General features: G+C 64.2%; 23 protein-coding genes. 7 read left to right on the top strand and 16 right to left on the bottom strand.

Annotated elements, in window-relative coordinates; genetic code table 11:
- Positions 1–2: 2 nt before the first annotated feature.
- Positions 3–1,364, bottom strand: coding sequence for a YcaO-like family protein (locus KIP88_RS30245; protein ID WP_214491788.1), 1,362 nt, complete (start codon positions 1,362–1,364; stop codon positions 3–5).
- Positions 1,365–1,432: 68 nt separating this feature from the next.
- On the opposite strand from KIP88_RS30245, the gene KIP88_RS30250 reads away from it, so the two are divergent.
- Positions 1,433–1,987 carry a hypothetical protein gene (locus tag KIP88_RS30250; protein ID WP_214491789.1) on the top strand — a complete coding sequence of 185 codons (555 nt, stop codon included), beginning with the start codon at positions 1,433–1,435 and terminating at the stop codon, positions 1,985–1,987.
- Between the two features lie 57 nt (positions 1,988–2,044).
- Here KIP88_RS30250 and KIP88_RS30255 read toward each other — a convergent pair whose 3' ends face one another.
- The 5 genes from KIP88_RS30255 to KIP88_RS30275 all read right to left on the bottom strand — a co-directional run bounded on the left by KIP88_RS30255 (position 2,045) and on the right by KIP88_RS30275 (position 5,865).
- Positions 2,045–2,494, bottom strand: a complete 450-nt coding sequence (locus tag KIP88_RS30255) for a helix-turn-helix domain-containing protein (RefSeq protein ID WP_214491790.1) — start codon at positions 2,492–2,494, stop codon at positions 2,045–2,047.
- A 58-nt stretch (positions 2,495–2,552) separates the two neighbouring features.
- A complete protein-coding gene (locus tag KIP88_RS30260) occupies positions 2,553–2,879 on the bottom strand; it encodes a hypothetical protein (RefSeq protein ID WP_214491791.1) in 327 nt (108 codons plus the stop codon).
- 267 nt (positions 2,880–3,146) lie between these two features.
- Entirely contained in the window at positions 3,147–4,787 is a 1,641-nt protein-coding gene (gene pgm, locus KIP88_RS30265; protein ID WP_214491792.1) for a phosphoglucomutase (alpha-D-glucose-1,6-bisphosphate-dependent), read from the bottom strand.
- Positions 4,788–4,887: 100 nt separating this feature from the next.
- Positions 4,888–5,142 carry a DUF3551 domain-containing protein gene (locus KIP88_RS30270; protein ID WP_214491793.1) on the bottom strand — a complete coding sequence of 85 codons (255 nt, stop codon included), beginning with the start codon at positions 5,140–5,142 and terminating at the stop codon, positions 4,888–4,890.
- Between the two features lie 207 nt (positions 5,143–5,349).
- Positions 5,350–5,865, bottom strand: a complete 516-nt coding sequence (locus KIP88_RS30275) for a thioesterase family protein (RefSeq protein WP_214491794.1) — start codon at positions 5,863–5,865, stop codon at positions 5,350–5,352.
- Between the two features lie 369 nt (positions 5,866–6,234).
- Here KIP88_RS30275 and KIP88_RS30280 point away from each other — a divergent pair, with 369 nt between their 5' ends.
- Positions 6,235–6,732, top strand: coding sequence for a MarR family winged helix-turn-helix transcriptional regulator (locus KIP88_RS30280; RefSeq protein WP_214491795.1), 498 nt, complete (start codon positions 6,235–6,237; stop codon positions 6,730–6,732).
- Between the two features lie 14 nt (positions 6,733–6,746).
- Here the strand turns inward: KIP88_RS30280 and KIP88_RS30285 are convergent, their stop codons facing one another.
- Positions 6,747–8,378: an ATP-dependent acyl-CoA ligase gene (locus KIP88_RS30285; RefSeq protein ID WP_214491796.1), complete on the bottom strand. Its 1,632-nt coding sequence runs from the start codon at positions 8,376–8,378 to the stop codon at positions 6,747–6,749.
- A 162-nt stretch (positions 8,379–8,540) separates the two neighbouring features.
- Here KIP88_RS30285 and KIP88_RS30290 point away from each other — a divergent pair, with 162 nt between their 5' ends.
- Positions 8,541–10,172 (top strand): AMP-binding protein, encoded by a 1,632-nt coding sequence (locus KIP88_RS30290; RefSeq protein WP_214491797.1) that lies wholly within the window; start codon positions 8,541–8,543, stop codon positions 10,170–10,172.
- 20 nt (positions 10,173–10,192) lie between these two features.
- On the opposite strand, the gene KIP88_RS30295 is transcribed toward KIP88_RS30290, so the two are convergent.
- The 7 genes from KIP88_RS30295 to KIP88_RS30325 form a co-directional block, all read right to left on the bottom strand.
- Positions 10,193–11,350 (bottom strand): ABC transporter substrate-binding protein, encoded by a 1,158-nt coding sequence (locus KIP88_RS30295; protein WP_214491798.1) that lies wholly within the window; start codon positions 11,348–11,350, stop codon positions 10,193–10,195.
- Between the two features lie 29 nt (positions 11,351–11,379).
- Positions 11,380–12,165 carry a cyclase family protein gene (locus KIP88_RS30300; protein WP_214491799.1) on the bottom strand — a complete coding sequence of 262 codons (786 nt, stop codon included), beginning with the start codon at positions 12,163–12,165 and terminating at the stop codon, positions 11,380–11,382.
- Between the two features lie 29 nt (positions 12,166–12,194).
- Entirely contained in the window at positions 12,195–13,436 is a 1,242-nt protein-coding gene (locus KIP88_RS30305) for an SDR family NAD(P)-dependent oxidoreductase (protein ID WP_214491800.1), read from the bottom strand.
- The gene (locus tag KIP88_RS30310; protein WP_214491801.1) at positions 13,433–14,611 is read right to left on the bottom strand and encodes a thiolase family protein; all 1,179 of its coding nucleotides are present in this window, start codon (positions 14,609–14,611) and stop codon (positions 13,433–13,435) included. The genes KIP88_RS30305 and KIP88_RS30310 overlap by 4 nt, the downstream gene beginning before the upstream one ends.
- 26 nt (positions 14,612–14,637) lie before the next feature.
- On the bottom strand, positions 14,638–15,066 hold the full coding sequence (locus KIP88_RS30315; RefSeq protein ID WP_374226528.1) for an organic hydroperoxide resistance protein: 429 nt from the start codon (positions 15,064–15,066) through the stop codon (positions 14,638–14,640).
- Between the two features lie 9 nt (positions 15,067–15,075).
- Positions 15,076–15,876, bottom strand: a complete 801-nt coding sequence (locus KIP88_RS30320; RefSeq protein WP_214491802.1) for an aspartate/glutamate racemase family protein — start codon at positions 15,874–15,876, stop codon at positions 15,076–15,078.
- A gap of 505 nt (positions 15,877–16,381) precedes the next feature.
- Positions 16,382–17,206: an alpha/beta fold hydrolase gene (locus KIP88_RS30325; protein ID WP_214491803.1), complete on the bottom strand. Its 825-nt coding sequence runs from the start codon at positions 17,204–17,206 to the stop codon at positions 16,382–16,384.
- Positions 17,207–17,346: 140 nt separating this feature from the next.
- Here KIP88_RS30325 and KIP88_RS30330 point away from each other — a divergent pair, with 140 nt between their 5' ends.
- Genes KIP88_RS30330 through KIP88_RS30345 form a run of 4 tightly spaced genes read left to right on the top strand, consistent with a single transcriptional unit; the run spans position 17,347 to position 22,053 of the window.
- Positions 17,347–18,495 carry an ABC transporter substrate-binding protein gene (locus KIP88_RS30330; protein WP_214491850.1) on the top strand — a complete coding sequence of 383 codons (1,149 nt, stop codon included), beginning with the start codon at positions 17,347–17,349 and terminating at the stop codon, positions 18,493–18,495.
- Between the two features lie 38 nt (positions 18,496–18,533).
- Positions 18,534–19,577 carry a branched-chain amino acid ABC transporter permease gene (locus tag KIP88_RS30335; RefSeq protein WP_214491804.1) on the top strand — a complete coding sequence of 348 codons (1,044 nt, stop codon included), beginning with the start codon at positions 18,534–18,536 and terminating at the stop codon, positions 19,575–19,577.
- Entirely contained in the window at positions 19,574–21,343 is a 1,770-nt protein-coding gene (locus KIP88_RS30340; protein ID WP_214491805.1) for an ATP-binding cassette domain-containing protein, read from the top strand. Before KIP88_RS30335 ends, KIP88_RS30340 begins: the two co-directional genes overlap by 4 nt.
- A gap of 5 nt (positions 21,344–21,348) precedes the next feature.
- Complete coding sequence (locus tag KIP88_RS30345) at positions 21,349–22,053, top strand: ABC transporter ATP-binding protein (RefSeq protein ID WP_249791126.1); 705 nt, start codon at positions 21,349–21,351, stop codon at positions 22,051–22,053.
- 12 nt (positions 22,054–22,065) lie between these two features.
- On the opposite strand, the gene KIP88_RS30350 is transcribed toward KIP88_RS30345, so the two are convergent.
- Together KIP88_RS30350 and KIP88_RS30355 are read right to left on the bottom strand one after the other, a co-directional pair.
- On the bottom strand, positions 22,066–23,043 hold the full coding sequence (locus tag KIP88_RS30350) for a 3-hydroxybutyryl-CoA dehydrogenase (RefSeq protein WP_214491807.1): 978 nt from the start codon (positions 23,041–23,043) through the stop codon (positions 22,066–22,068).
- Positions 23,040–24,131, bottom strand: coding sequence for an NAD/NADP-dependent octopine/nopaline dehydrogenase family protein (locus tag KIP88_RS30355; RefSeq protein ID WP_214491808.1), 1,092 nt, complete (start codon positions 24,129–24,131; stop codon positions 23,040–23,042). Before KIP88_RS30355 ends, KIP88_RS30350 begins: the two co-directional genes overlap by 4 nt.
- Positions 24,132–24,143 lie beyond the last annotated feature (12 nt).

Genomic DNA, 24,143 nt, shown 5'->3' on the forward strand with positions numbered 1-24,143 from the left:
GTCTATATCAAAGAGACACCCCCGGTATAGGTTGCGCCGCCTCCGGTTCGCGCAATCGTATCCTGCAGCCTGGCCGTGACGATTTCGGATGGCTCGAGTTGCAGGCCCGGGGCAATCACGCGGACCACCGGAACAGCGAAGCGGTGGCGCGTGAGATCAAGGCAGAATGTCTCGATTCCCAGTTTCTCCAAACGCTGTACGATCAATCCAAATATGACGCGCGCTTCAGTTGCGCGAAGCGGAAGATGGTCCGCGTACTCCACGACTGGCTGCAACAGTCTGCACTGAAGGGCATTAATCGCCGCGCGCTGCAGATGGGTGCGATCCTGGGCGTTGAGCGCGTCATCGCCCCGCTCGCTGCGTTTGGCTATAACGACGGCGTCGGCCAGTTCGAACTGACACATTTCCAGAATTGCCGAGCGGGCCGCGGCCTCGAGCGCCGGCCGCGCGGCGAGGCCGCAGACAAAGCCGGAACCATCGGCCCGGCAGGAGACGGCCGCGACGCAGGGCACGCCGATATCCGTCGTGATATCGAGCAGCCATGTCCGGCGCTGCATCGATGCGCCATGCCGGAGCTGCCGCAACAAACCTTCCGCCACGATGCCGGCTTCATGCTGCGGCGCAATCGATCGGGCCAGTTGACCGCCCCGCCACCACAGGCTGGCCGCATCGCGCTCGATCAATTCCAGCAGGCCATGCAGTGCTGCGGCGTCCCGTGACGGACCGGCGGCCGATCCGATGCTCAAGGGGAATGGCGGCGCGAAGTCGCGCTGCGCCGGCGGACGCCGCAGGCAGATGTCCGCCGGAAGCCATACCTCGCCTCCGTCGGTCAGCCTCGTTGTGCGACACCAGGAAAGCACTCGCTCCGGTTGCATGCGGCGCTCGGACAGAATGCCGACCAGCTCCAGCGCCTTCGGACCAAGTTTTCCGGCCCAGTCGTCGACGCCGCGTTTGAGCAACACGTCGCTGCCGGTCTGCAATTGAGAGAGATACTCGATTCCCTCGCCGATGCAGCCCTGAAATGCATCCTGCAACGTCAGACCGACGCCGGAAACGCCGACCATCGGGCTTCCGTCATGCAAGGGATCGGCAAGCGCCGGATCGAATTGCGCGCCAAAGCTGAACAGGCCGGGCGCATCGGGCGCGGCCAGTTCGAACACGCGCGCAAATCGGGAAGCAGCGATAAGCAAGTGAGCGCGATTCGCGGTCTCCGAATCAATCCGGTTGCTGGATTCTGAGCCATATTCCAGCGCATGCAAAATAAGTTTGGCATCGTGATCGCCGGCAGCGTCCACTTCGTTGCCAAGAAGCAACGATGCCGCGCGTGCAAACAATTCCTGCATCGAATTTTGGGTACCGCTCACGGTGACCTCACGACTTGACGGGCAGACTGGGGACGAGAGGCCAGCCCGCCCTCGCCCTGGAGGAACTTATGCTCGCGAAAGCCTTAGTCATAGCCATGGCAGCAGATATTGCCCGTTCAGACTATGCCAAGCCGACCTTGATTCGTAGCCGTAGCCGCGAGTGGCTGATCGCCTGTCGTTGGGGACCAGAGGGCGAATATCTTTCGATCGCGACGGCCGGCCCGATCACGGAGCCGCTCGCAGTGGTTGCACCGCAGGTAATCGCGCCGATTCACAGCCTGGTCGGCGTGCTGGTTTCCGAGCAGGAATCGCAATCCACCAGCACGTTCCTGTTGGTGCGCCAGTTGCCTGCTGCGATCGAGCTTGCCGGTACATTTTTTCCTGCCGATGGCTATGTGCTGCTGCAGGACCACGGCGATATCCATCTCGTCTGCAAGGCGCGCTACTCGCACAGCTGCGGCTGGCTCAACGGCAAGGAGATCCGCAAGGACATTCCCGATCCGGCACCTTATTCGGCCGAGGCCATGTCCTGGCATATCGAAGCGACGCGCCGTGACTGGATCGGCGAATTCATTCCTGGCGTGAGGCCGCCGGAGCGGCTTGCGATTCGCGCGACCGGCTGACGCCTTTAACCGGGTTGCGGGGCGGCACAACATTGCCGCTCGTCTTCCTGCGGAAGACTAACTTCGCGAGGGCAACTTCCGCCGCTCACCACGATCGACAGTATTGAACAGCGCGACTGTGGCCTTCGCTCCGGGAGTTCGACTGGCGATGCTTTCAACCAGCTTCGCGATGCAAAGCCGCACACGCGGACTGGTCGTTCGCGCATAGGCCTTGAGAACGCGCAACGCCCCCGGCTCGGCAAGCAAGCGAACCGGCGAATTGAAGCCGGCAGATCCGGCCCCAGGAGATTCGAACAGCTCGCCGACCGAAACACCCAGCACGGAAGCGATTTGCGACAGCCGGCTGGCGCCAACCCGGTTGGCGCCCCGCTCGTATTTCTGCACCTGTTGAAAGGTAACGCCGATCCGTTCCGCCAGCATGGTCTGGCTCATGCCGCGGTTGACCCGCAACACGCGAATCCTGGCACCCACCATCGCATCGAGCGGGCCAGATTTCCTCGTCGCCATGGGCAGGCTCCCAACTGTTCAAGCTGGAACCCTAGCACAACCTCAGGATCTGCGGGCGCTAATTTGCGATCACAGGAAGCAATTTTACGCGCTGCTCGACATCCGCATGCTCGATCGTCAACCGGCCCTTCGCGTCGATTGCCGTCTTCATGGCCGGCGGATGGCCGGTTTCGAGAAAATGCTGCAGGGCGGCGCGGCTCTCGTCCGAGAGCGCAAACAGCCCGCGCATCAATTCAAAGAATCCCGGCTCTTCTGCCACATAGAGCAGTTCGCGCAGTTCCGCGCCGGTATATTGCCCCAATGCCGTCAAAAGCCATTCGGTTTGGTCATTCGGATCGCTCTCAGGCACGCGATTCAGGTAGTAGACGACCGATTCCGCACTCATTTCATCCCCCGGTACCTCGTTATAGCTTTCAGGCCCCCCCCGCACCCGGACGGCTTTCTGGCAGCTAGCTCCCGAGTTTAACACTGCGTCGGCCTTCGTGATTTCAGCGTGATCGCAAGCGCGAGGCGCCCGAAACTCAGTTCGGCAGTTCCCGTCTGGCCGGGAGTGTGCAGAACTGGTGCAACTGGGCGCAGCCTGACGCAACAGTCTTCCATTATGCGAAAAGCGGTCGGGATTTCCCGTTGCCCCAACCGCCTCACCGCGAAATCAGAAGGCCTTCGCGATGGCGCGCTGAGCGTCCTGCTGAATCGTCTTCAGATGGTTCTGGTCCCGGAAACTCTCGGCGTAGATCTTGTAGACGTCTTCGGTGCCCGATGGCCGCGCGGCAAACCATCCCGCCTCGGATTCGACCTTGATGCCGCCGAAGAATTGATCGTTGCCCGGCGCCCGGGTCCGGATCGCGCTGACCGGTTCACCGGCAAGCTGGCGCATATCGAGCTGCTCCGGCCCGAGCGCCTTCAGCGCGCTTTTCTGTTTTGGCGTCGCCGGCACGTCGATCCGCTCGTAGTAGGGCACGCCGAGTTCGGCCGTGAGGGTGGCAAACAACTGGCTTGGGTCGCGGCCAGTGCGGCCGAGGATTTCGGCGGCGAGCAGCCCCATCACCATGCCGTCCTTGTCGGTCGTCCAGACCGAGCCGTCGCGCTTGAGGAACGATGCGCCGGCGCTTTCCTCGCCGGCGAATCCGAACGCACCGGTGCCGAGGCCTTCGACGAACCATTTGAAGCCGACCGGAGTTTCGACCAGCTTGCGGTTCAACTTACCTGCGACGCGGTCGATGATCGAGCTGGAGACGATGGTCTTGCCGATCGCGGCCCCGCTGCTCCATTGCGGCCGATGCTCGAACAGATAGGCGATCGCGGCGGCCAGAAAATGGTTCGGATTCATCAGGCCGCCCGTGCGCGTCACGATGCCGTGGCGGTCGGCGTCGGTGTCGTTGGCAAAGGCGACGTCGAACCTGTCGCGCATCGCAATCAGGCTCGCCATCGCGAACGGCGAGGAACAATCCATGCGGATTTTTCCATCCCAGTCCGCCGTCATGAACCGGAACGTCGGATCGACGGCGGTGTTCACGACCGTCGCATTGATTCCGTAATGCTCGATCAGCGGCTGCCAGTAATGAACGGCGGCACCGCCCAGCGGATCGATCCCGATTTTCACGCCCGATGATTTGATCAGCGCCATGTCCACGGCATTGCCGAGATCGGCGACATAGGGGCGGATATAGTCGTGCAGATGCGTTGAGGGCGCTTTGCGGGCGCGCTCATACGGCACCCGCGCAACGCCCTTCATATCCGCTTCCATGTAGGCGTTGGCGGCCTTTTCGACCTTGGCCGTCACATCCGTGTCGGCCGGACCACCATGCGGCGGGTTGTATTTGTATCCGCCATCTTCAGGCGGATTATGTGACGGCGAGATGACGACGCCATCGGCAAGCCCGTTCGTTCGGCCCTTGTTGTAGCTCAGGATCGCATGCGAGATGACGGGTGTCGGCGTGTAGCCGCTGCGCTCGTCGATCATGATGTCGACGCCGTTGGCGGCAAACACTTCCACCGCGCTCGCCAGCGCCGGCTCGGCGAGCGCATGGGTATCGATGCCGACGAACATCGGGCCGGTGAGCCCGGTTTCGCGGCGGTGGTCGCAGATCGCCTGCGTCGTCGCCAGGATATGATTTTCGTTGAAGGAGTTTTTCAGCGACGTCCCGCGATGGCCCGAGGTTCCGAAGGCAACGCGCTGGGTGGGATCAGAGGGATCCGGTTTCGATGCGAAATAGGCCGTTACCAACTGCGGCACGTTGACAAGGGAGGCGGAATCGACCGGTTTGCCGGCAGCGGGATTGGGGGCAGTCACATGACCTCACGGAATGGTGGTTTCGCCGGACTATACGTAGAAGCGACGGCATGGGCAAAATTGAACATGACGCCGCCGAACCAGGCCGATGCAGCCGCCTCTAGTAAACGCCGCGGTGCCGAGGCAGTTTCCTGTCGCCCTGCGCGAAATACGGATTGTTCAGGCACTGCGCCGCGCGGCCCGATGCAGTCGCCGCGCACTGCGCCAGCGAAGTATAGCTGCAGTCGATACTGCCTCCGCCAATGGCGTAGGTTTGGATGCAAACCGGGTAGTTCGGGTCATAGGTCTGGGCGCGCGCGGGCGCGGCGACCAACACCGTTGCGATCGTCAAAATCGTGCAAGCCAATACGCGCATGGCGGTTCCTTCAGGACAGGTGGACAAGACAATGTGGAGATTGATTACGTCCTGTCCACAAGCAGATAGGAAATGATACGGAAATCAGCCACCTCGAATGAGGCGGTCGCTTGACGCTCCCCGACAGACACGGTCGCGCAGACCGGAAGCCCCGCCTGCATCGTGTTCAGCGAACCCTCGTGAGCGGTGCACGCGGCCCGGTGGCGGTCACGCTGGCAGGCTGCTGGGTCCGTATCTCAGGTCTGTTGACGCAGGGCTGGCCGACGCATCGCAGTTCGCCTGATAATTTTTCAACGCGAGGCGCATGTCGTCGGGCAGCGCAATCGATTTGTGATCCAGCAGCGACGTCGTCACGGTCACGAAGGTGGCGCGGACGCATTCGGCGCCATCCTTGAACGCGTGAACCGTGAGCTTTAGCGAGGTGCGTCCGATATCGCGCACGATGACCGCGACGTCGAGCACGTCGCCCATGCTGCTGGGTTTGGCGAAATCCGCCGAAACGTGGGCGTAGCCGAGGCCGGTCCGCCGTGTCCCGACCAGTTCATGATAGGGCAGCCCCAGCGCATCGCCGTACCAATCCTCGATCACACCGTTGAACAGGTTGAGATATTCCGGCGTGTAGACGATCCCGGCCGGATCGCAGGAGCCGAAGCGCACCGGCAGGCGCGTGCGCCAGATGCCACTCGGCAGCTCGGAGAGCGTCAGGGATTCAAAACGGGCCATGCATGGGCTCATTTTAGTTTAAGCATAAAGTATTATTTTATAGCCGGGCCGGCGCGCAAAGTCGAGTATAGAAGTCCTCGTGCGCCGCATCCTGCCCTAACGGCGTATCCAGCCGTTGAAGCGCAAAGCTGCATTTTCGATGAAATTTAAGTGACTTCCCGCATGGGCGGGGCTCGGCACGCTTGCCCTGCCGCGATATCGTCCGCTACGGTCGCAGGCGCCAATGCAACCGGGTCCTGGAGCGGGATCATGCCAAGCCCTCCCCTGCCAGGCATTTGATTTGGTCCTAAAGAATATACACGTTCGCTTCAGAACCCTCTCGTGCCGAACCGCTCGGCCACACAGGGAACGTCGGGAGGATATCGATTGATGGCCGGCAAGGAGATCGCGCTAATCGACGAAGAGAACATGACCGATGAGGACGCGGACAACCGCACCCAGGTCAGGGTATGGCTTCGCCTCCTTGCCTGCACGTCGTTGATCGGCTCCGAGCTTCGCCGCCAGTTCCGCGAAGAGTTCGACTTCACGATGCCGCGATTTGACGTGCTGGCACAGCTCGATCGCGAGCCGGTTGGGCTGGTGCTGGGTGAGTTGCCGAAGCGGTTGATGGTCACGGCCGGGAATCTCACTCCGATCGTGGATCGACTGGTCGAAGACGGTTTTATCACGCGCTCGCCGTCGCCGCTCGACCGTCGCGTGCAGATCGTCTGCATGACGGCCGAGGGCAGGAAGGCGTTCAGGCGGATGGCGAAAAAACACGGCCTCTGGCTGGCTTCGCTGCTTGCCGAATTTCCGAAAGGGCGGCTCGACGGATTGGTCAGGGAGCTCGACGACCTGAAGAACGCCGTGAAGCGCGCGACGGAGTAAGCCCGCGCCTGATTCTAGCGGCGCAGTCTGTATCCCGCGGCATCGCGATCCCACGTATCGACAGTCCTCCCGGCTTCGCGCAGCGCGACCTTTCGGATCTTGCCGTTCTCGGTGAGCGGCATTTCGGTGACGATCCGGACAAAGCGCGGAACGGCGAAATAGGCCATCTTGCCCTCGCAATGCCTGACGACATCGATTCCCTTCAGTGCATGGCCAGGTTCGAGCTGGACGGCCGCCGCAACCTCGTCCTCGCCGAGCTCGGACGGCAGCGGATAGACGGCGCAGGCAGCGATCGCCGGATGTTTTAGCAGCACCTGTTCCACCTCCCAGGATGAAACATTCTCCCCGCGCCGGCGGATTGAATCCTTCATCCGGTCGACGAAGCGGTAGTGGCCATCCGCATCGCGCACGACGCGGTCGCCGCTGTGAAACCAGAGATTTCGCCAAGCTTCGGCCGTCTTGTCCGGCATTTCGAAATAGCCCGTCGAAAATGCGAGCGGCTCGCGCGAGCGTAGCAGCAGCTCGCCGGCCTCACCGTCAGGGAGAGGCGCGTCGTCGGGACCGACGATGCAGGCCTCCACGCCCTCGACGAGATGGCCCATGGTGCCGGGACGATCGGACGGGATCGTACTCGCGAACACGAAATTCGTTTCGGTCGAGCCGTAGCCGTCGAGCAGCGGCACGCCGAAGCGTTCGAAAAACGGCCCGTGAAATTGACCCGGCACGCCGCCACCGAGCGCGACCCGCAGGAAATGCGCGGTATCGTCGGCAGATTTCGGCTGCGCCAGCAACATCACGGCCATCGCGCCGAGGAGATAGCCAACGGTTGCCTGATGCCTTCGCGCCGCTACCCAGAAACCGGAGGCGGAAAATTTCGGCTCGAGAGCGTAGGTGCAGCCGTTCAGGAGTGCCTGATAGAACGCGTTCAGCGCATTGGTGTGGAACAGCGGCAGCGTCGTGAACAGCACATCGCCCTCGCGGACGTCGAGCGCACGCGCCGAGTAGACGCCCCACCAGAACATCTGCGCCTGCGGGCAGCAGACGCCCTTGGAAGGGCCCGTCGTGCCCGACGTATAGAGGATCGCGACCGTGTCTTCGGGCCGCACGGGCGCGGGCGAAATCCCGTCGCCGAGTGCAGGCAGCGGCGAGATCGATCCGGATACAGTCGGAGGCACGGCGCCTTCCCCGATCGTCCAGATAAGATCCGGCGGCGCGACATCGCGCTCCAGCGTTTCGATCGCCGGCAAAAAGCCAGACTCGATCACCAGCAGTTTCGGCGTGGAGTTGCGCAGGATGTGGCTGAGCTGGATGCCGCGCAGCGCAGTGTTGATCGGCACGGTTACGGCGCCCATCCAGGCGCAGCCGAGATAGACTTCCAAAAATTCCGGCCGGTTCGAGCACATCAGGGCGACGCGGTCGCCGGCCTGAATTCCGGCGCGCATCAGGCGGGCCGCGGATGCGGCGGCGATCGCAGCCGTCTCGGCATAGCTCCATCGTGTTTCGCCGAAAACGAACAGCGTGCGGTCGCGGTATTGCGCGGCCTGCCGCGTCAGAATGGTCGAGAGAACCCGGTCGGCCGGCGGAAAACGCTCAGCCGCCCGCGACCAGATCGGCTGCCTGGCCGCGCTGCTATCACCTGCCTGCACACGTGCCTCCTGGGGTTTCGCCGGGCTGGTCTGCGATAGATCGCACTTGGCCGACGAGATAGTTTAGGCTTAAAGTATTCACGAAAGCTGCCGCCGCAGCAAGGGCTGCGCGCGGGTTCCGGCGGCCATCCCTTGCGGCGGCTGGAGGCACGAACAGGAGCGATGTCCGCAATGAGCCTCGACACGCCATATCGATCGCCATCCGATGCCTTCGCAGCCACGGCCCAAAGGCGGCCGGACGCGCCATTCCTGCTGGCGCCTGCAAGCGCGGGACTGCCCTACGCACCGCAAGGATTCAGAATCGAATACGGCGCGTTCAAGACCGAGGTTGATCGGCTGCGCGCGGAATATGCGGCCGCCGGCTATGGACGCGGCGCGCGGGTTGCCTTGCTGCTCGAAAATCGCCCGGTCTTCTTTTTACATTGGCTCGCGCTCAACGCCCTCGGGGTTTCGATCGTTCCGATCAACCCCGACGTCCGCCCCGACGAATTGTCCTTCCAGCTCGAGCTGTCGCAAGCCGACCTGCTGGTCGCCGCATCAGATCGTATGCAGGTGACGAAGGGGGCGGCGCTCGGGCGCGCCCGCCTGATCGACACCGATAGCCGCATTCCGCCGTGCCAGACAGACGTCGTCGCCCAGGATGCCGAGTTCAATGGCGAATGCGCGCTGCTGTTCACCTCAGGCAGCACCGGCAAGCCAAAGGGCTGCATGCTTTCGAACCGCTATTTCCTGCAGGTCGCCGACTGGTACCTCACGCAGGGCGGCGTGGCCGCGCTGCAGCCGGACCGCGAGATCAACCTGACGCCGCTGCCGATGTTTCACATGAACGCGCTCGGCTGCAGCGCAGTCGGCATGATGGTGCTCGGCGGCGCCGTGGTGCCGCTTGATCGCTTTCACGCCAACCGCTGGTGGCAGTGCGTGGCCGATAGCGGCGCAACCGTCGTGCATTGTCTCGGCGTCATCCCGGCCATTCTGCTCCAATTGCCGGTGACCGAGGTGGAACGGCAACATCGCGTGCGCTTCGCCTTTGCGCCCGGCGTCGACGTCCGCCACCGCGCCACCTTCGAGGAGCGTTACCGCATCCCGATCGTCGAAGCCTGGGCGATGACCGAGACCGGAGGTGCGGCGGCCACCACCACTTCGCACGAACCGGCAGGCTTTGGCGCGCGCTGCGTCGGCCGGCCATCGGCCGGCATGGAGTATCGCCTCGTTGACGATCAGGGCGCGGATGTCGCGCCTGGGAAACCCGGCGAATTGCTGGTCCGCGCCAAAGGCGACGACGCCCGCGCCGGATTCTTCAGCGGCTATCTGAAAGACGAGGAAGCCACCGAGGCCGCGTGGCAGGACGGCTGGTTCCACACCGGAGACCTCGTCCTCGCCGATGAAGACGGGCTGATGTATTTCTTCGATCGCAAGAAGACCATCGTGCGGCGCAGCGGCGAGAATATCGGCGTGCTCGAGGTTGAGAGCGCGCTTTACATGGATACGCGCATCGGCGGCTGCGCGGTGACGCCCGTTCCCGACGACATTCGCGGCGAGGAGGTTTTCGCCTTCATCGTGCCGAATGAGAAGATCGACGACGCGGACGCGCTCGCGGCTTCGATCGTCAAAACCTGCGCCGAACGCCTCGCCTATCACAAGGTGCCCGGCTACATCGCCATCGTCGACGAATTGCCACTGTCGTCAACACGCAAGCTTGCTCGGGGCGAGATCAAGACGCTCGCGGCCGCTTCCGTCAGCGACAAACGCGCGATCGACATGCGCGCGCTCAAGGCGAAGTTGCGCCACGCCTGAGCCGCGGACACCGGCTGATGCTACGGCAGCAGCTTGTATTTCCCGTTTTCGATCTGGACCAGAATCCGTGCGCGGCTGTCGACGCCGTGGCGGTCGGCCGGCGTGTAGGTGTAGATGCCGTGCGCGCCCACGACATCCTTGGTCGTGAACAGCGCCTCGCGCAGCGCGGTACGGAACGCCGGCGTGCCGGGCACAGCGCCCGTCGCCTTTGCGCGCTTGGCGGCATCCATGAACACCAGCCAGCCATCAAAGGCATAGGGCGAGAACGCATCGGCCGGCGCCTCGCCATTGGCTTTCTCATAGGCCGCGCGGAATGCGAGAACGACCTTGCGGATCGGATTGCTCTCGGGAAGCTGTTCGCCCGCCGTCACCGGCCCGGTCGGGCAGATGATGCCCTCGGCCGATTTGCCGGCGAGCCGCAGAAAATCCGCGCTGATCATGCCATGATTGCCGTAGAGCGGGCCCTTGTAGCCGCGCTCGGCCAGCGCGATCACGGGCAACGCGCCCGGCGTTCCCGTGCCGCCGAGCATGATCGCATCGGGCCGCGCGGCAATCGCGCGCAGCACCTGCGCCGTGACCGAGTTATCGGAACGCGCATAGCGCTCGTTCGCGATCACCTTGATCTCGGCCTTCTCCGCGGCTTGCAGCAGTGAGTTGTACATCAAATCGCCGAAGGCATCCGAGAAGCCGACGAAGGCCACCGTCTTCAAATTGCGGCTCTTCATGTGATCGACGATGCCCTGAACGAGAAGCGGCGTCGGCTGCGGCGTCTGCACCACCCACGGCCCGCCCTCCCCGGCCGGCACCGGCGCGATCGGCGAGACCGCCACCATCGGGACCTTCATCTCGATCGCCGCGGTGGCCATCGCCAGCGTCTGCGGCGCGCCTGATGTGCCGATCAGGAAATCGACCTTCTCCTGTTCGACCAGTTTGCGCGCATTGCGCGTCGACGCGGCCGGGTCCGAGCCGTCGTCGAGCTGGATGACGCGGACTTTTTCACCGTCGATCTCGCCGACATAGGCCTGGCCCGCGGCCAATCCCTTGGCGTTCGGCACGCCGATCGAGGATACCGGTCCGCTCAGGCCGGTGACGAAACCGACGAGAATTTCAGCATGCGCCGGCGCGATGGCGCCCAGAAAGAGGGCAACGCCGATCAACAAGTTCTTTTTGTTTTTCATGATCTCACTCGATGTGGACGAAAGAAAACTCAACCCTGCCCGGGTACCAGCGCAAGCACGCGCAGTGGACTGCCGGAGCCGTTCTGGATCTTGAGCGGCGCGGCCACGATCACCGCACCGGTCGGCGGAAGCTGATCGAGATTGCACAGGCATTGCAGGCCGTAACGCCCGCCGCCGTGCAGGAAATGGTGCGCCGGATAGGGCGGATCGAGATGACCGGCCTGGCCGGCATCCGTCCCGATCGTCTCGGTGCCGAAGCCGATGACGCCGCGCTCCTCGACGAGCCAGCGCATCACCGCGGCATCCGGCCCGGGCGTATGCGCGCCGTCATCCTTCAGATTGGCATAATCGCGCCAGCCTTTCTTCGACCAGTCGGTGCGGAGCAGCACCCAGTGCCGTTCCGGAATCCGCCCATTGCTTTTTTCCCAGGCCTCAATGACGGGAATCGTCAAAAGGAAATCCGCATCCTTTGCGGCTTGCGCCGAGCAATCGATCACGCAGGCCGGTGCGATCATGTCGCGCACCGGCAGCGTGTCGACCGCGTTGTTCGGCAGGTCCTTGCCAGTGAACCAGTGGATCGGCGCGTCGAAATGCGTGCCGGTGTGCTCGCCAAAAGTCAGGTTGTTCCAGTACCAGGCGGGACCACTCGCATCGTAGCGCGAAATCTGCTGGATGCGGACCGGCGCGGCCTGGCCGAATTCCGGCGGCAGCACGATGACGGGGAAGTCCGGGCTGAGCGTAAACGTCAGATCGACGACGCGCACCGCGCCGGATGCAACCGCGCCGGCAAATTGCATGAGACCATTGCTGTCCATTGCGCTTCTCCCGTTTCTAGCAAATCCGCCTACGCCCCGAGTTCACGCTCGACCGCCTTGGGGTTGGCCGCGAGGCGCTGGCGAATATCCTCGGCGACATCGCCCACGAACACATCTTCCAGTCCGCGCTTGAGCGCCGATACGATCGCACTCGCGACCGCACGCGGCGCGACCTTTGGCGGCGGCACCGTCTGGAACCATTCGATATCGAGCGGCCCCGTAAACACGTTCACCACCTTGACGCCGCCGGGGCGAAGCTCCGCCCGCAGGCAGTGTGACAGCGAAAGACAGGCCGCCTGCGACGCCGAATACGCGCCGAACATCGGCCAGTTCGCCAGCGCATAGACCGACAGGATATTGACCCAGGCAGCGGCGCTGTTGACGCCATCGGAGCCCCGCATCCGCATCGCCGGCCCAAACGCCTGTGCCAGATGCACGAAGCCGAGATAGCTCTGGTCGATCTCGTCGCGCACGACGCTGGTGCCCTGACGGTCGAGCAGCCCGCCGGCGCGGACATGCTCGGTGGTGTTGACGAGGATATCGACCTTGCCGCCGATATCGGCCGCGAGGTCCGCAACCGACTTCTCGTCGCCGATATCGAGCGGCACGATCTGAACGCCCTCGATCGCGCGCAGCGCATCCTCGCCGCGGAACGGCTTCCACGGTTCGGCGACGCCGACGAACACGATCGACGCGCCCGCCGCCTTCAGCGCGGCCACCGCTTCCTGACCGACGATGCTCCGCCCGTTCGTCACCAGGACGCGCCGGAATTTCGGATCGGCCGTCATCTCACGCCACTGCCTGTCGTCCGCCATGTTCGGGGTCTCCCGTTCGGGATGCGCGAAGGCTACCGCCTGCCCGCTCTTGTCCAGTTGAAACGACATCACGACCGGCCGACCCTCTTCGCAATCGGCATGCAGGTGCGTTACGAGGGTCGGCCCGCATTCCATCGCGACCAGCCCGACGCGCCACGGCGCACGCTCGCGGAAATGCACGTCGGCCGGGATGTGCAGCGTGGTTTCGGACAGCAGCATGCCGCGCCGCGGCGCGTCCGCGAAGGAGAGATCGGCGGAAAGGCATGTAGGGCACGCGTCCCGCGCCGGATAGCAGAACGTCCCGCAGGCGTCGCAGCGCTGCAGCATGAAGCGGCCTTCGGCGGCGGCCCGCGTAAAACCGTGCGAGGCGCGGCTGCGCGCGCGCGGTGGCGAGGTCGGCAGCCGCGTCCGCAGCAGCGGATTCTTCCGGCGTGGCTTTATGATCGGTTCGATCATGAGCTGGGTCCCGCGAGGATCGCCGCGCCCGAAGCGAGGCCGCGATCATAATTGATCATTCCGAAGCCCGACGCCAATCCGATACGCGCATCCTTGACTTGGGTCGGACCGGCCTGCCCGAGAACCTGGCGCATCGCCTCGACCACCCCGAGATAGGCGCCGCCCGCGCCGGCCTGCCCGACCGATAGCTGCCCACCGGAGGTATTATGCGGGAAGCTGCCGTCGATCGTGAGATCATGCTGCCGCACGAAGTCCGGCCCCTCGCCCTTTCGGCAGAAACCGAGATCCTCGAATTGCATCATCGAAATCACGGGGTAGTCGTCGTAGGTCTGGACGAAGTCGAGGTCATCAGGCTTGACGCCGGCCATCGCATAGAGTTCGTCGACGTCCATCGCCCATCCGCCCCGCACCTGAACGGGATCGTCACCGAACGCATTGTGGCGCTCGATCGTCGAGAGAATTTTGACGGCGGGCAGCTTAAGCGAAGCGGCGACCTCCTCGCTCATCACCAGGAAGGCCTCCGCGCCAGCGCACGGCATCACGCAGTCGAACAGATGGATCGGGTCGGCGATCGGCCGCGCCGCCATGTATTGCTCGATCGTCAGCGGCGCTTTCATCAGGGCATGGGGATTGCGAAGCGCGTTGCTGCGCTGGGCGACGGCAATCTTGCCAAAGTCCTCGCGCCGCGCGCCGAACGTCCGCATGTAGTTGCGCGCGATCAGCGCAAAGCTCGCATTGGCCCCGCCGGCGCCGTAGGGATAGACGGCATCCTGGTTGAAGCGCGAGAAATTTTCGAGCGTGTAGCGGAAGGAGTCGACGTGGTTGGTATCACCGGCCACGCAGGCCACGATACGGGCGTCGCCCGCCTGCACCGCCCGCGCGGCTTTGCGGAGGGCGGCAATCGCGCTCGCGCCGCCGAGCGGAATGGTATCGAGCCATCGCACGCATAGGCCGAAATGCTGGGTAAGCCCCACCCCGCTATCGAGCCCCGCCGTAAAACTCGAAACACAGAACCCATCGATGTCGCGCGGCGTAATCCCGGCGCCATCGACCAGCGCCTTCAGCGCACGGCCGATCCACCACTGCGCGCTCTCGATCGAGTAGCGCACATAGGGAATCGTCACGGGAACCGCCATCACGACCCGATCGTAAGGTGTTCGGATGGAGTTTTGCATCGGACTGCGGGGTTCCCAGGGGCCGTTCAGAGCACGGTCAGTTTGACGTCGATATTGCCGCGCGTTGCGTTGGAATAAGGGCAGCGTTCATGCGCGCCGGCAACGACTTCCTCGGCGACGGATTTCTCCAGCCCGGGGAGCAGCACCTTGAGTTCGACGGTGAGCGCGTAGCCGACCGCGACCGGCCCCATACCGACCTTGGCGGTGACGGTTGGCTCCTCCGACGGCGTGATCTTCCGTGTGCGCGCGACCAGCTTCACCGCACCGAGGAAGCACGCCGCATAGCCGGCGGCAAAAAGCTGCTCCGGATTGGTTCCCGGTCCGCCCGGTCCGCCCAGCGATTTCGGCAGCGACAGCGACACCGACAACAGCCCGTCGTCGCTCGCGGCCTTGCCGTCGCGCCCGCCGGTCGCCGTCACTTCGGCTTCATACAGAATCTTGTCTGGCTGCAGCATATCTTGTCCTCAAGGGCCCTTTGGTTTGTCGGCTTGCGTGCGCGCCACGGCGGCGCGGAAATCCTGGCGGGCGCGGTCGTTGGCCAGCGCGAAGCTCGGCCCCCGGCTCGGCTCGGTGCCGTTGAGGCGCTGCAACTGCACCCACATCTCGGCGCTCTTCAACGCCACTGCCGCACAGTTGACCACAGGTGCATAACCGATCTTGAAGCCATGCTCACTCGCTATGAGGAGACCGGGCAGCACGCCGGCCGGAATGATGACGTCAGCGCCGCGATCGACCAGCGGCTGCGCGCAGGCCGCGAAGTCGGTCAGCATGCGCGCTTTCGCCGCCGCATCGCCCGCGAACGCCGCGCTGAAATCCTCCGGACGGCAGCCCATCCCGGTGACGTGCGCCACGCGGCCGGAAAGCCCATAGCGATCGGCCTGCTCGTAATGCCAGACCTCGAAAGCTGAATCGAGCGTGACAAGGCCGAGCCGCCGCCCAAGCTGCGAGGCTGCAAGCAGCGTCGCCTCGCCCGTCCCGACCACCGGAATCGTGAGCGCCGAGCGCAGTTCGTACAATCCCGGGTCCTGGAAGTGGCCCATGACATAGGCGTCGAAGCCGCTCTCCTGCGCCGCGAGTCCGTTGTCGACCGCCTGGATCGCGCAACGAAATTCGCTCAGGCGGCCGAAGTCGCGGTCGGCGGGCGTGATGCCCTCGACATGGACGCTGGTCCCGGGCGCCGCGATTTCGTTCAGGTAGGCCGCCAGCCGCGCCATGTAGGGCGCGCTCGTAGCCTGATCGACGAAGCTCTGCCAGAAGATGCGCACAGCGGATATCCTGTTTACAGGCGAACCGTACCGAGCCTCGAACCTCCGCGGTCACGGAGGGTGACGACACGCACAAGCCCGTCGTTGCGGAGGCGCGCTGCAGAGTGACGCCATCCCATCGATCGAAATATTTCAACCACAAAATAATTTTGGCGTCAATTGAACGGCGCGGCGGCGCACGCTGCGCGCGACAAGATCGGTTTGCCGAAAGGACAGGCAGATAGCGCCTCACCCTTTTGCACAAGCGAATTCGGCTTTCCCGGCCGCGCCCGCCGCCGCAATTTTTTTCCGCGGAGCGCGAATCTGGCGTATTGACCTGCGGCCAAGAAATACTTTAGGCTTTAAACAATTGACAGGGAGTGGGCGCCGTGCAGAGACGCACGTCGCGTTGGGTTGCGTTGATAAAGGCTCTTCGATCGTGGCTGAGATCATCGACCTCGGAACAGCGAGTGCTACGGGCGGGTTCGCATTCGCAGCGGTTGGTCCCGCCGTTTCAGGACCCGCTTCAGATCTTGGCCGCCTGAGCGACGATGAAATCGCGGACAAGGCCGGCGAAGGCTTCCGGCATCTGATCGGGAAGCGGCACCATGCCTCCTGAGAGCTCGCGCAAGATGCTGCCCTCGATGGCTCCAGCGACCTTCGGAGCCACCGGATGAACGTGCGGATCGCCCGTCGGAGCAATGACCAGCGTGGGGCAGTGGATCTGCCCCAGACGGTCTTCCATCCGATAGCGATTCACCACCCGGTGGCCTTCCGCCGCCATCTCGCCAGACCGCAGGGCGTCGATCATGAAGCGTTGCAGCAGATCGATATCATCAGCGGGATAGAATGGCTGCCGGCGCGCCCAGAGCTCGGCGAGATGAGCGCCGTCGGTACGCGCTTCCACATCGTCTATGACGCGCGAGCCGTGATGTTTGGCGCGGCGCGCCGCGTCGACGAAAGGACAGGCCGACAGAACCAGCGCGCTCACGCGCGCAGGCGCCGATGCGGCCATTTCGACCGCGATCACCGCACCGGTATGATGGCCGACGATCGCGGCGCGCGGTTCTTCCAGCCCATCGAGCAGCGCGAACGCGCCCTCGGCCCACAGTTCAATCGAGGGATCGCCGGCTGGGGAATCGGAATCTCCGAAGCCGAGCGTGTCCATCGCGATCGCGCGGAAATCGCGACCGAGCAGCGGCAGCACATCGCGGTACTCGTCCCACGAGCGCGGCGTCTGATGCAGCAGAAGGATGGGGAAACCGGTTCCCGCCATGGCGACGTGGATGCGGCCAAGACGCGTCGTGACGAAGCGACGCTCGACGCTGGAACCGGTTCTGCTGGCGCTCATTTCATAACTCCCATGCCGACGCGGGGACCATGCCTGCGCCGGGTTTCGACGACAACTGCGGCATCGATCGTGCTGGTCCGACCTCGATCCATGCTGACATCTCGCTCAGGTCGCGGCTGTTTTCAACCAAGGGGAATGCAATGCGCAAGATGTTGAGTTTGACTGCACTCATCGGCGGCCTCGTCGCGGCCTCGACCGCACAGGCAGATATTACGATCGGATTCGTGACCTCGCTCAGTGGACCCGGCTCCTCGATCGGCATCCCGTACGGCCGCGGCATCCAGGCCGCCATGGAATACAAGAACGAGGTCAACGGCGAGAAGATCAAGCTGATCCAGCTCGACGACGGCTCCGATCCCTCCGCCGCGACCCGCAACGCGCGCAAGCTCATTGAAGAAGAGAAGGTCGACCTCCTGATCGGCACCGCAACGGCGCCTTCGACCATCGCGATGCTGGCGGTTGCGACCGAACTGAAGGTGCCGATGATTGCGGTCTCGCCAGTGATCGGTCAGCCGAATCCGGCCGACCAGTGGGGCATTTCCGTTCCGCAGCCCGCCTCGCTGCTGGTCAAGGTCGTCGCCGACCGCATGAAGCGCGATGCCATGAAGAACATCGGCTATATCGGCTTCTCTGATGCCTGGGGCGATCTCGTCTACAACGGCGCCAAGGCGGTGGAGACGGAGGACGGCATCAAGGTGCTGACCAACGAGCGCTACGCGCGCGTCGATACGTCGGTCACCGGCCAGATCCTTAAAGTTCTTGCGGTGCGTCCGGATGCCGTGCTGATCGGCGGATCGGGCACGCAGGGCGCGCTGCCGCTGCTGGCGCTCGGCGAACGCGGCTTCAAGGGCAAGACCTACGGCACCGTCGCGCTGGTCAATCCCGATTTCGTGCGCGTCGGCGGCAAGGCCGCGGAAGGCATTCAGGTCTCCGCCGGTCCGGTCATCGTGGCCGAGCAGCTTCCCGACAACCATTTCGCCAAGAAGCTCGCGCTCGAGTTCCGCGCCGCCTTCCTGAAGGCCAACAACGTCCCAACCACGGACGGCTTCTCGGCCTACTCCTTCGACGGCTGGAAGATCTTCACCTCTGCCGCCGAGCGTGCGCTGAAGACCGCGAAACCCGGCACCGTCGAATTCCGAAAAGCCCTGCGCGACGAGATCCTCAGCACCAAGGAGCTGTCGGGTGTGCACGCGGTCTACAACTTCAAGCCCGGCGCCTATCACGGCGTGGACGAGCGCGCGCTGGTAATCGTCCGCCTGAACAACGGCGCCTGGACCTACGAGCCCTGAGCGATACCGACTGATAACACGGAAGGACGGCCGACGGCATGACGGCAGACATCGCAGCGATCCTCGCGATCGACGGAATAGCTACCGGGGCGGTCTACGCCCTGGTGGCGATCGGAACCGTGCTGATCTTCACCGTGACGCGGGTGATTTTCATTCCGTTCGGCGACATCGCGGCCTTCACGGCGCTGACGCTGGCGGCGCTCGACGCCAAGCAGCTTCCCGGAACGGTCGGGCTGGTCGTCGTGCTGGCCTGCATGGCCTGCGCGATGGAAGTCGTCTCGCTGGCGCGCACCGGCGAGCTTCGCGCGGTGCCGAAGGCCGTCTTCGGCTACCTCGTGTTGCCCTTGATCGTCGTCGGGATCGTCTGGCTGACGATGCGCTTCAATCCGCCGATGCCGGTCCGGCTCGTGCTGGCGCTGCTCTTGATCATGCCGATCTCGCCGCTGCTGGACCGGATCGTGTTCCGCCCGATCGCGGACGCCTCGGTCTTGTTGTTGCTGACGGTCTCGGTCGCGCTGCACTTCGCGCTGGTCGGACTTGGCCTGCTGTTCTTCGGTCCCGAAGGCGTCAGGACCGAACCGCTGACGTCGATGGCGATCGAGATCGCCGGCGTGCACGTTTCCGGACAGACTGTTCTGATCCTGACGGCGGCACTGGTGTTCAGCGGCCTGCTGTTTCTGTTCTTCGACTTCACGCTGATCGGCAAGGCGCTGCGCGCGACCGCCCTGAACCGAACCGGCGCCCGGCTGATGGGTATCCGCCCGGCGCGCGCCGGGACCATCGCCTACCTGTTGGGATCGCTGATGGCGGGCGTCTCCGGCATCCTGATCGCGCCTGTGAACACCATCTTCTACGACTCTGGATTCCTGCTCGGCCTGAAAGCCTTTGTCGGCGCCATCGTCGGCGGCATGGCCAGCTATCCCGGTGCGGCGCTCGGCGCATTCGGCGTCGGCATTATTGAAAGCTTCGCTTCGTTCCAGAGCAGTACGTTAAAGGACGTCATCGTCTTCTCGCTGCTGATCCCTATCCTGCTCTGGCGCTCGTTCGCCTCGCAGCATTCCGAAGAGGAAGTCGAGGAATGACCCTGCAGCAGATCCGTCTCGTCATTGCCGCGGCGATCGCCTGCCTCGTGGCGGCGCCCTTCGTGCTCAATCCGTTCAGCATCACCTTGCTGAACTACATCGGCATCTACGCGCTTGCGGCCATCGGGCTGGCGCTGCTGACCGGGGTCGGCGGCATCGTGTCGTTCGGTCAGGCGGCTTTCGTCGGCGTCGCAGCTTACTCAACTGCCTGGGTCACGGCGGTGAACGGCTATTCCCCATGGCTCGGACTGGTGCTGGCCGTGGTCCTGACCTGCAGCATTGCGGCGATCCTGGGCTTCGTGACGCTGCGCCTGGGCGGCCACTTTCTGTCGCTAAGCACGGTCGCCTGGGGATTGGCGATCGCGTTCCTGTTCGGCAACATCGATGGCCTCGGTCAACATAACGGCATCTCGGGCATTCCGCCGATTTCGATCGGTCCGCTCGCCCTGGTCGAGAGCCGGCAGATCTATTTCCTGATCTGGGCGATCGTCGTGGCGGTTCTTTTCGTCTGCTACAACCTGCTCGACTCCCGCATCGGCCGCGCGATGCGCGCGCTCCGCGGCGGCAATACGCTGGTCGAAAGCCTTGGGATCAGCGCGTTCCAGACCAAGCTGGCGACATTCGTCATCGCTGCTTTCCTTGGCTCGCTGTCCGGATGGCTCTATGCCCATCTCGGCCGTTTCGTCAGCCCCGGACCGTTCGAAGCCGCTATGGGCATCGAATATCTGATGATGGCGATGGTCGGCGGCGCCGGCAGCATTTTGGGCGGTGTGGTTGGTGCGGCGATCGTCACGCTCCTGAAGAATTCTGTGCAGGACTACTTGCCGCTGATCGCAAAGGGCGCCTCCGGCCAGCTCGAGATCGTGGCGTTCTCGGCGCTGTTCATCCTGTTCCTGCAACGCGCCCGGCAGGGCATCGTGCCGTTCCTCGCAGGTTTTCTCCCGGACCTGAAGCAGTCCCGTCCGCAAGCGGCGACGGCGTTGCCGCGCCGCGAGCAGCCGCCGCCCGGCACGCTCCTTCTTAAAGTGAGCGATGCGCAGCGGCGATTTGGCGGCCTCGTCGCCGTCAACAATGTCAGCTTCGACGTGAGGTCCGGCGAAATCCTCGGGCTGATCGGGCCGAACGGCGCCGGCAAGACCACGATGTTCAACCTGCTCACGGGGGCGCTGCGCGCCAACAGCGGCGAGATCGCATTCGCGGGCCGCTCGATCACCCGCGACCAACAGTTTCACATCGCCCGTGCCGGAATCTCCCGCACCTTCCAGCACGTCAAGCTGCGCCCGCGCATGACGCTGCTCGACAACGTCCTGCTCGGCACCTATTCGCGCACCAAAACCGGCCTGCTCGCCGGCGCCCTGCGCCTGAACCAGGCGGAAGAGGCCAGCGCCCGCTACGAGGCGCTGCGGCAGCTCGAACGGGTCGGGCTCGGCGACAAGCCGTTCGAGCTCGCCGGCAATCTGCCGCTCGGCAATCAGCGCGTACTCGAGATCGCCCGCGCGCTCGCGGCCGATCCGACGCTGCTCGTCCTCGACGAGCCGGCGGCCGGCCTGCGCCGCCAGGAGAAGCTCAAGCTCGCCGAATTGCTGCGGTCGCTGCGCGCCGATCACCTGACCATTCTCCTCGTCGAGCACGACATGGAGTTCGTGATGTCGCTGGTCGACCGCATCGTCGTGCTCGATTTCGGCTCAAAACTCTGCGAAGGCGAACCGGCGGCGATCCGCAGCGACGCCCGCGTCCAGGAAGCCTATCTCGGAGGTGTCGCGTGACCCAGATGTTCTCGATCGAGAATGTGTCGGTCGCCTACGGCAAGGTGGAGGCGGTGCGGAACGTTTCGCTCTCCGTCGAGGAGGGGCAGATCGTGACCGTGATCGGTCCGAACGGCGCCGGCAAGACCACCCTGCTGATGGCCGCCATCGGTCTGCTGAAGTCCACGGGGCGAATGTTCTTTCAGGGTGCCGATCTTGCGCGCATCGACGTCGAGGGCCGCGTCGAGCGCGGCCTTTGCCTCGTGCCCGAGAAGCGCGAACTGTTCGCCGATATGTCGGTCGCCGACAATCTGTTGCTCGGCACCTACAGCCTGCGCGACCGCTCGACGACGCGCAAAAGCCTCGACGACGTGTTCGACCGCTTTCCGCGGTTGAAGGAGCGCAGCAAGCAGGCCGCCGGCACGCTGTCGGGCGGTGAGCGGCAGATGCTGGCGCTCGGCCGTGCGCTGATGGCGAAGCCGAAGCTTCTGGTGCTCGATGAACCCAGTCTCGGCCTCGCGCCGCTCATCGTCCGCGAAATCTTCCGCACCATCGCCTCGCTGCGGAGCCTCGGCGTTTCGGTCCTTCTCGTCGAGCAGAACGCCCGCGCAGCGCTGGAGACCGCGGATTACGGCTATGTGCTGGAAACCGGCGAGATCATCCAGTCCGGCTCGGCGGACACGCTGATCCACGACCCGAAACTGATCGCAGCCTATCTCGGCGGCCATTGAAGCGACGGCGCGTCAAGCCACGGGTTCGCGCGCGAGCCCCATGGCTCGTAGCGCCGCCGCAAAGGCCGCAAGCCGCTGCTCGCGATAGGCCGCCTGGTCGACGCCTTCATAGTTCATGAAGCCCTGCCCGGTTTTCATGCCGATGCGTCCCTCGCGCATATTCGTCGCGATGATGTCAGGTGCGGCGTAACGGCTATCGCCGAGCGCCTCGACCAGATAGCGGCTGGCGTGATGCAGGATATCGCCGCCGCCCCAGTCGATGAACTCGAGCAGTCCCAGCACCGCAAAGCGGAATCCGAAGCCATAGATCACGGCCTTGTCGATATCTTCGGCCGAAGCAACGCCCTCTTCCACCATGCGGGCAGCCTCGTTCATCGCCAGCGCCTGGATCCGGGGAACGATGAAGCCCGGCCGCGCTGCGCAGACCACCGGCACCTTACCGATGCCTTCGAGCAACGTCTTCATCCGCGCTGTAACTTCCGGCGCGGTGAGCCGCCCCGGCGACAATTCGATCAGCGGCACGAGATAGGCTGGATTGAGCCAATGCGCATTGAGGAAGCGGCCGGGATGCTCGATCGATCCTGCGAGATCGTCGACCAGTATCGTCGACGTGGTCGAAGCAATGACCGGGCCCTCTCCCGCGAGCCGCGAAGCCTCGGCCAGCGCCGCCTGCTTCAAGCTGAGGATTTCCGGCATTCCTTCGAAGATGACATCGCAGCGCGGCAGCGCCGCGCCCGCCTCCTGCCGAGGCACGATCGTGATCCGCTCGGCGATTGTGGGCACAAGCGCCGACGGGAGCAGATCGATGCGCGAGAGAATATCAAGAGTCGAGCGAATTTCAGCCCTCGCCTCGGCTGCCAGCGCCTCAAATGCCGACGACTCCCGTTCCTTGAAGTCGACGACGACAACCTGGTGACCGGCGAATGTGAACACGACCGCGATCCCGCGGCCCATTCGGCCGGCGCCGAGGCATCCGATGACCGGTTTCATCGGAAACCCTCGGCGAGAAGATTTTGCAATGCGGCCCGGTCGAAATCGCCGAGGCCGAGCGAAGACAAGGTCCGGCCCGTCACGGTGAAATCCTGCCCCGTGATGGCTGAGCCGATTGCCAGGAATGCCTTGACGAGCGGCGTTTGCACGCCTGCGAGGCCGGCCACCGAGGCGAGGAAAGACAGACCGAGACGCAAATCCTCCAGCATGTAGCGGTGCTCCACAAGAATGAGGCGTTCGGACCAATCGCCGGAATCCGTGAGCTGGTCGTGCGCGTCGCGCGCATACATCCAGGGTTCGCCGTCCTTCGAATAGTGGTCGGCAAGCGGAAAATGCGGCCCTCCGTAGCCAAGCGCCTCGCGGATGGCGATGCGTTCGGCGTCGAGCGCGTCCGTGACGCGGCGGATCGCCGGCTGGGTTCCTTCCTTGTGGATGTCCCACTTGTCGAAATGTTCGATCGGGCCGGCGTTCATGGTGATCAGCGGCGGATGAATGATCGGGCCGGCATTCATCAGCGCTCCTGAAAGCGCATCTCCGCATGGCTCGATGGCATTCGGAAACGCGCGTTCGATCACGCCGAGGGCGTGCGGGGCGAGGCGCAACGGAAACACACCGGTCGGCAACCGCGCGCCTCTGCCGGAGATACGAACAGCATAAGGCCCCTGCTTGCGCGCCAGCCACGGCAGGGTCCCGGTCTCCGCGGCTGCGATCTCGGCGCGGTTGCCCGCGTCCCGGGCGGCGCGGGCAAAGATGTAGGAACCGAACGTACCCGGAGGCAGGAACACCACCTGGCCGTCGCGCAGATGCGGCGCGGCCAGTTCGGCAATCGCGACCTGCGCGAAGGCCGGCGCCGGACACAGGATGAGATCGGCCGCTTCGATGGCTTCCGCGATCGACGACGTGATTGTCGCGAGCCTGATGTCACAACGGCCCGATCGATCGATGACCGTTATCGTGCCGCCCTGCGCGCGATGCGCTTCGACATCTCGGGGATTTCGCCGCCACAGCCGGACATCGTGACCGGCCAAGGCGAAGTCGCCGGCGGCCGCGAACGAACCGTTGCCCCCACCCAACACTGCAATCTTCAAGATGTCCTCCGA

Source organism: Bradyrhizobium sp. SRL28 (genome assembly GCF_018596315.1).
In the GTDB taxonomy this organism is placed as follows: domain Bacteria; phylum Pseudomonadota; class Alphaproteobacteria; order Rhizobiales; family Xanthobacteraceae; genus Bradyrhizobium.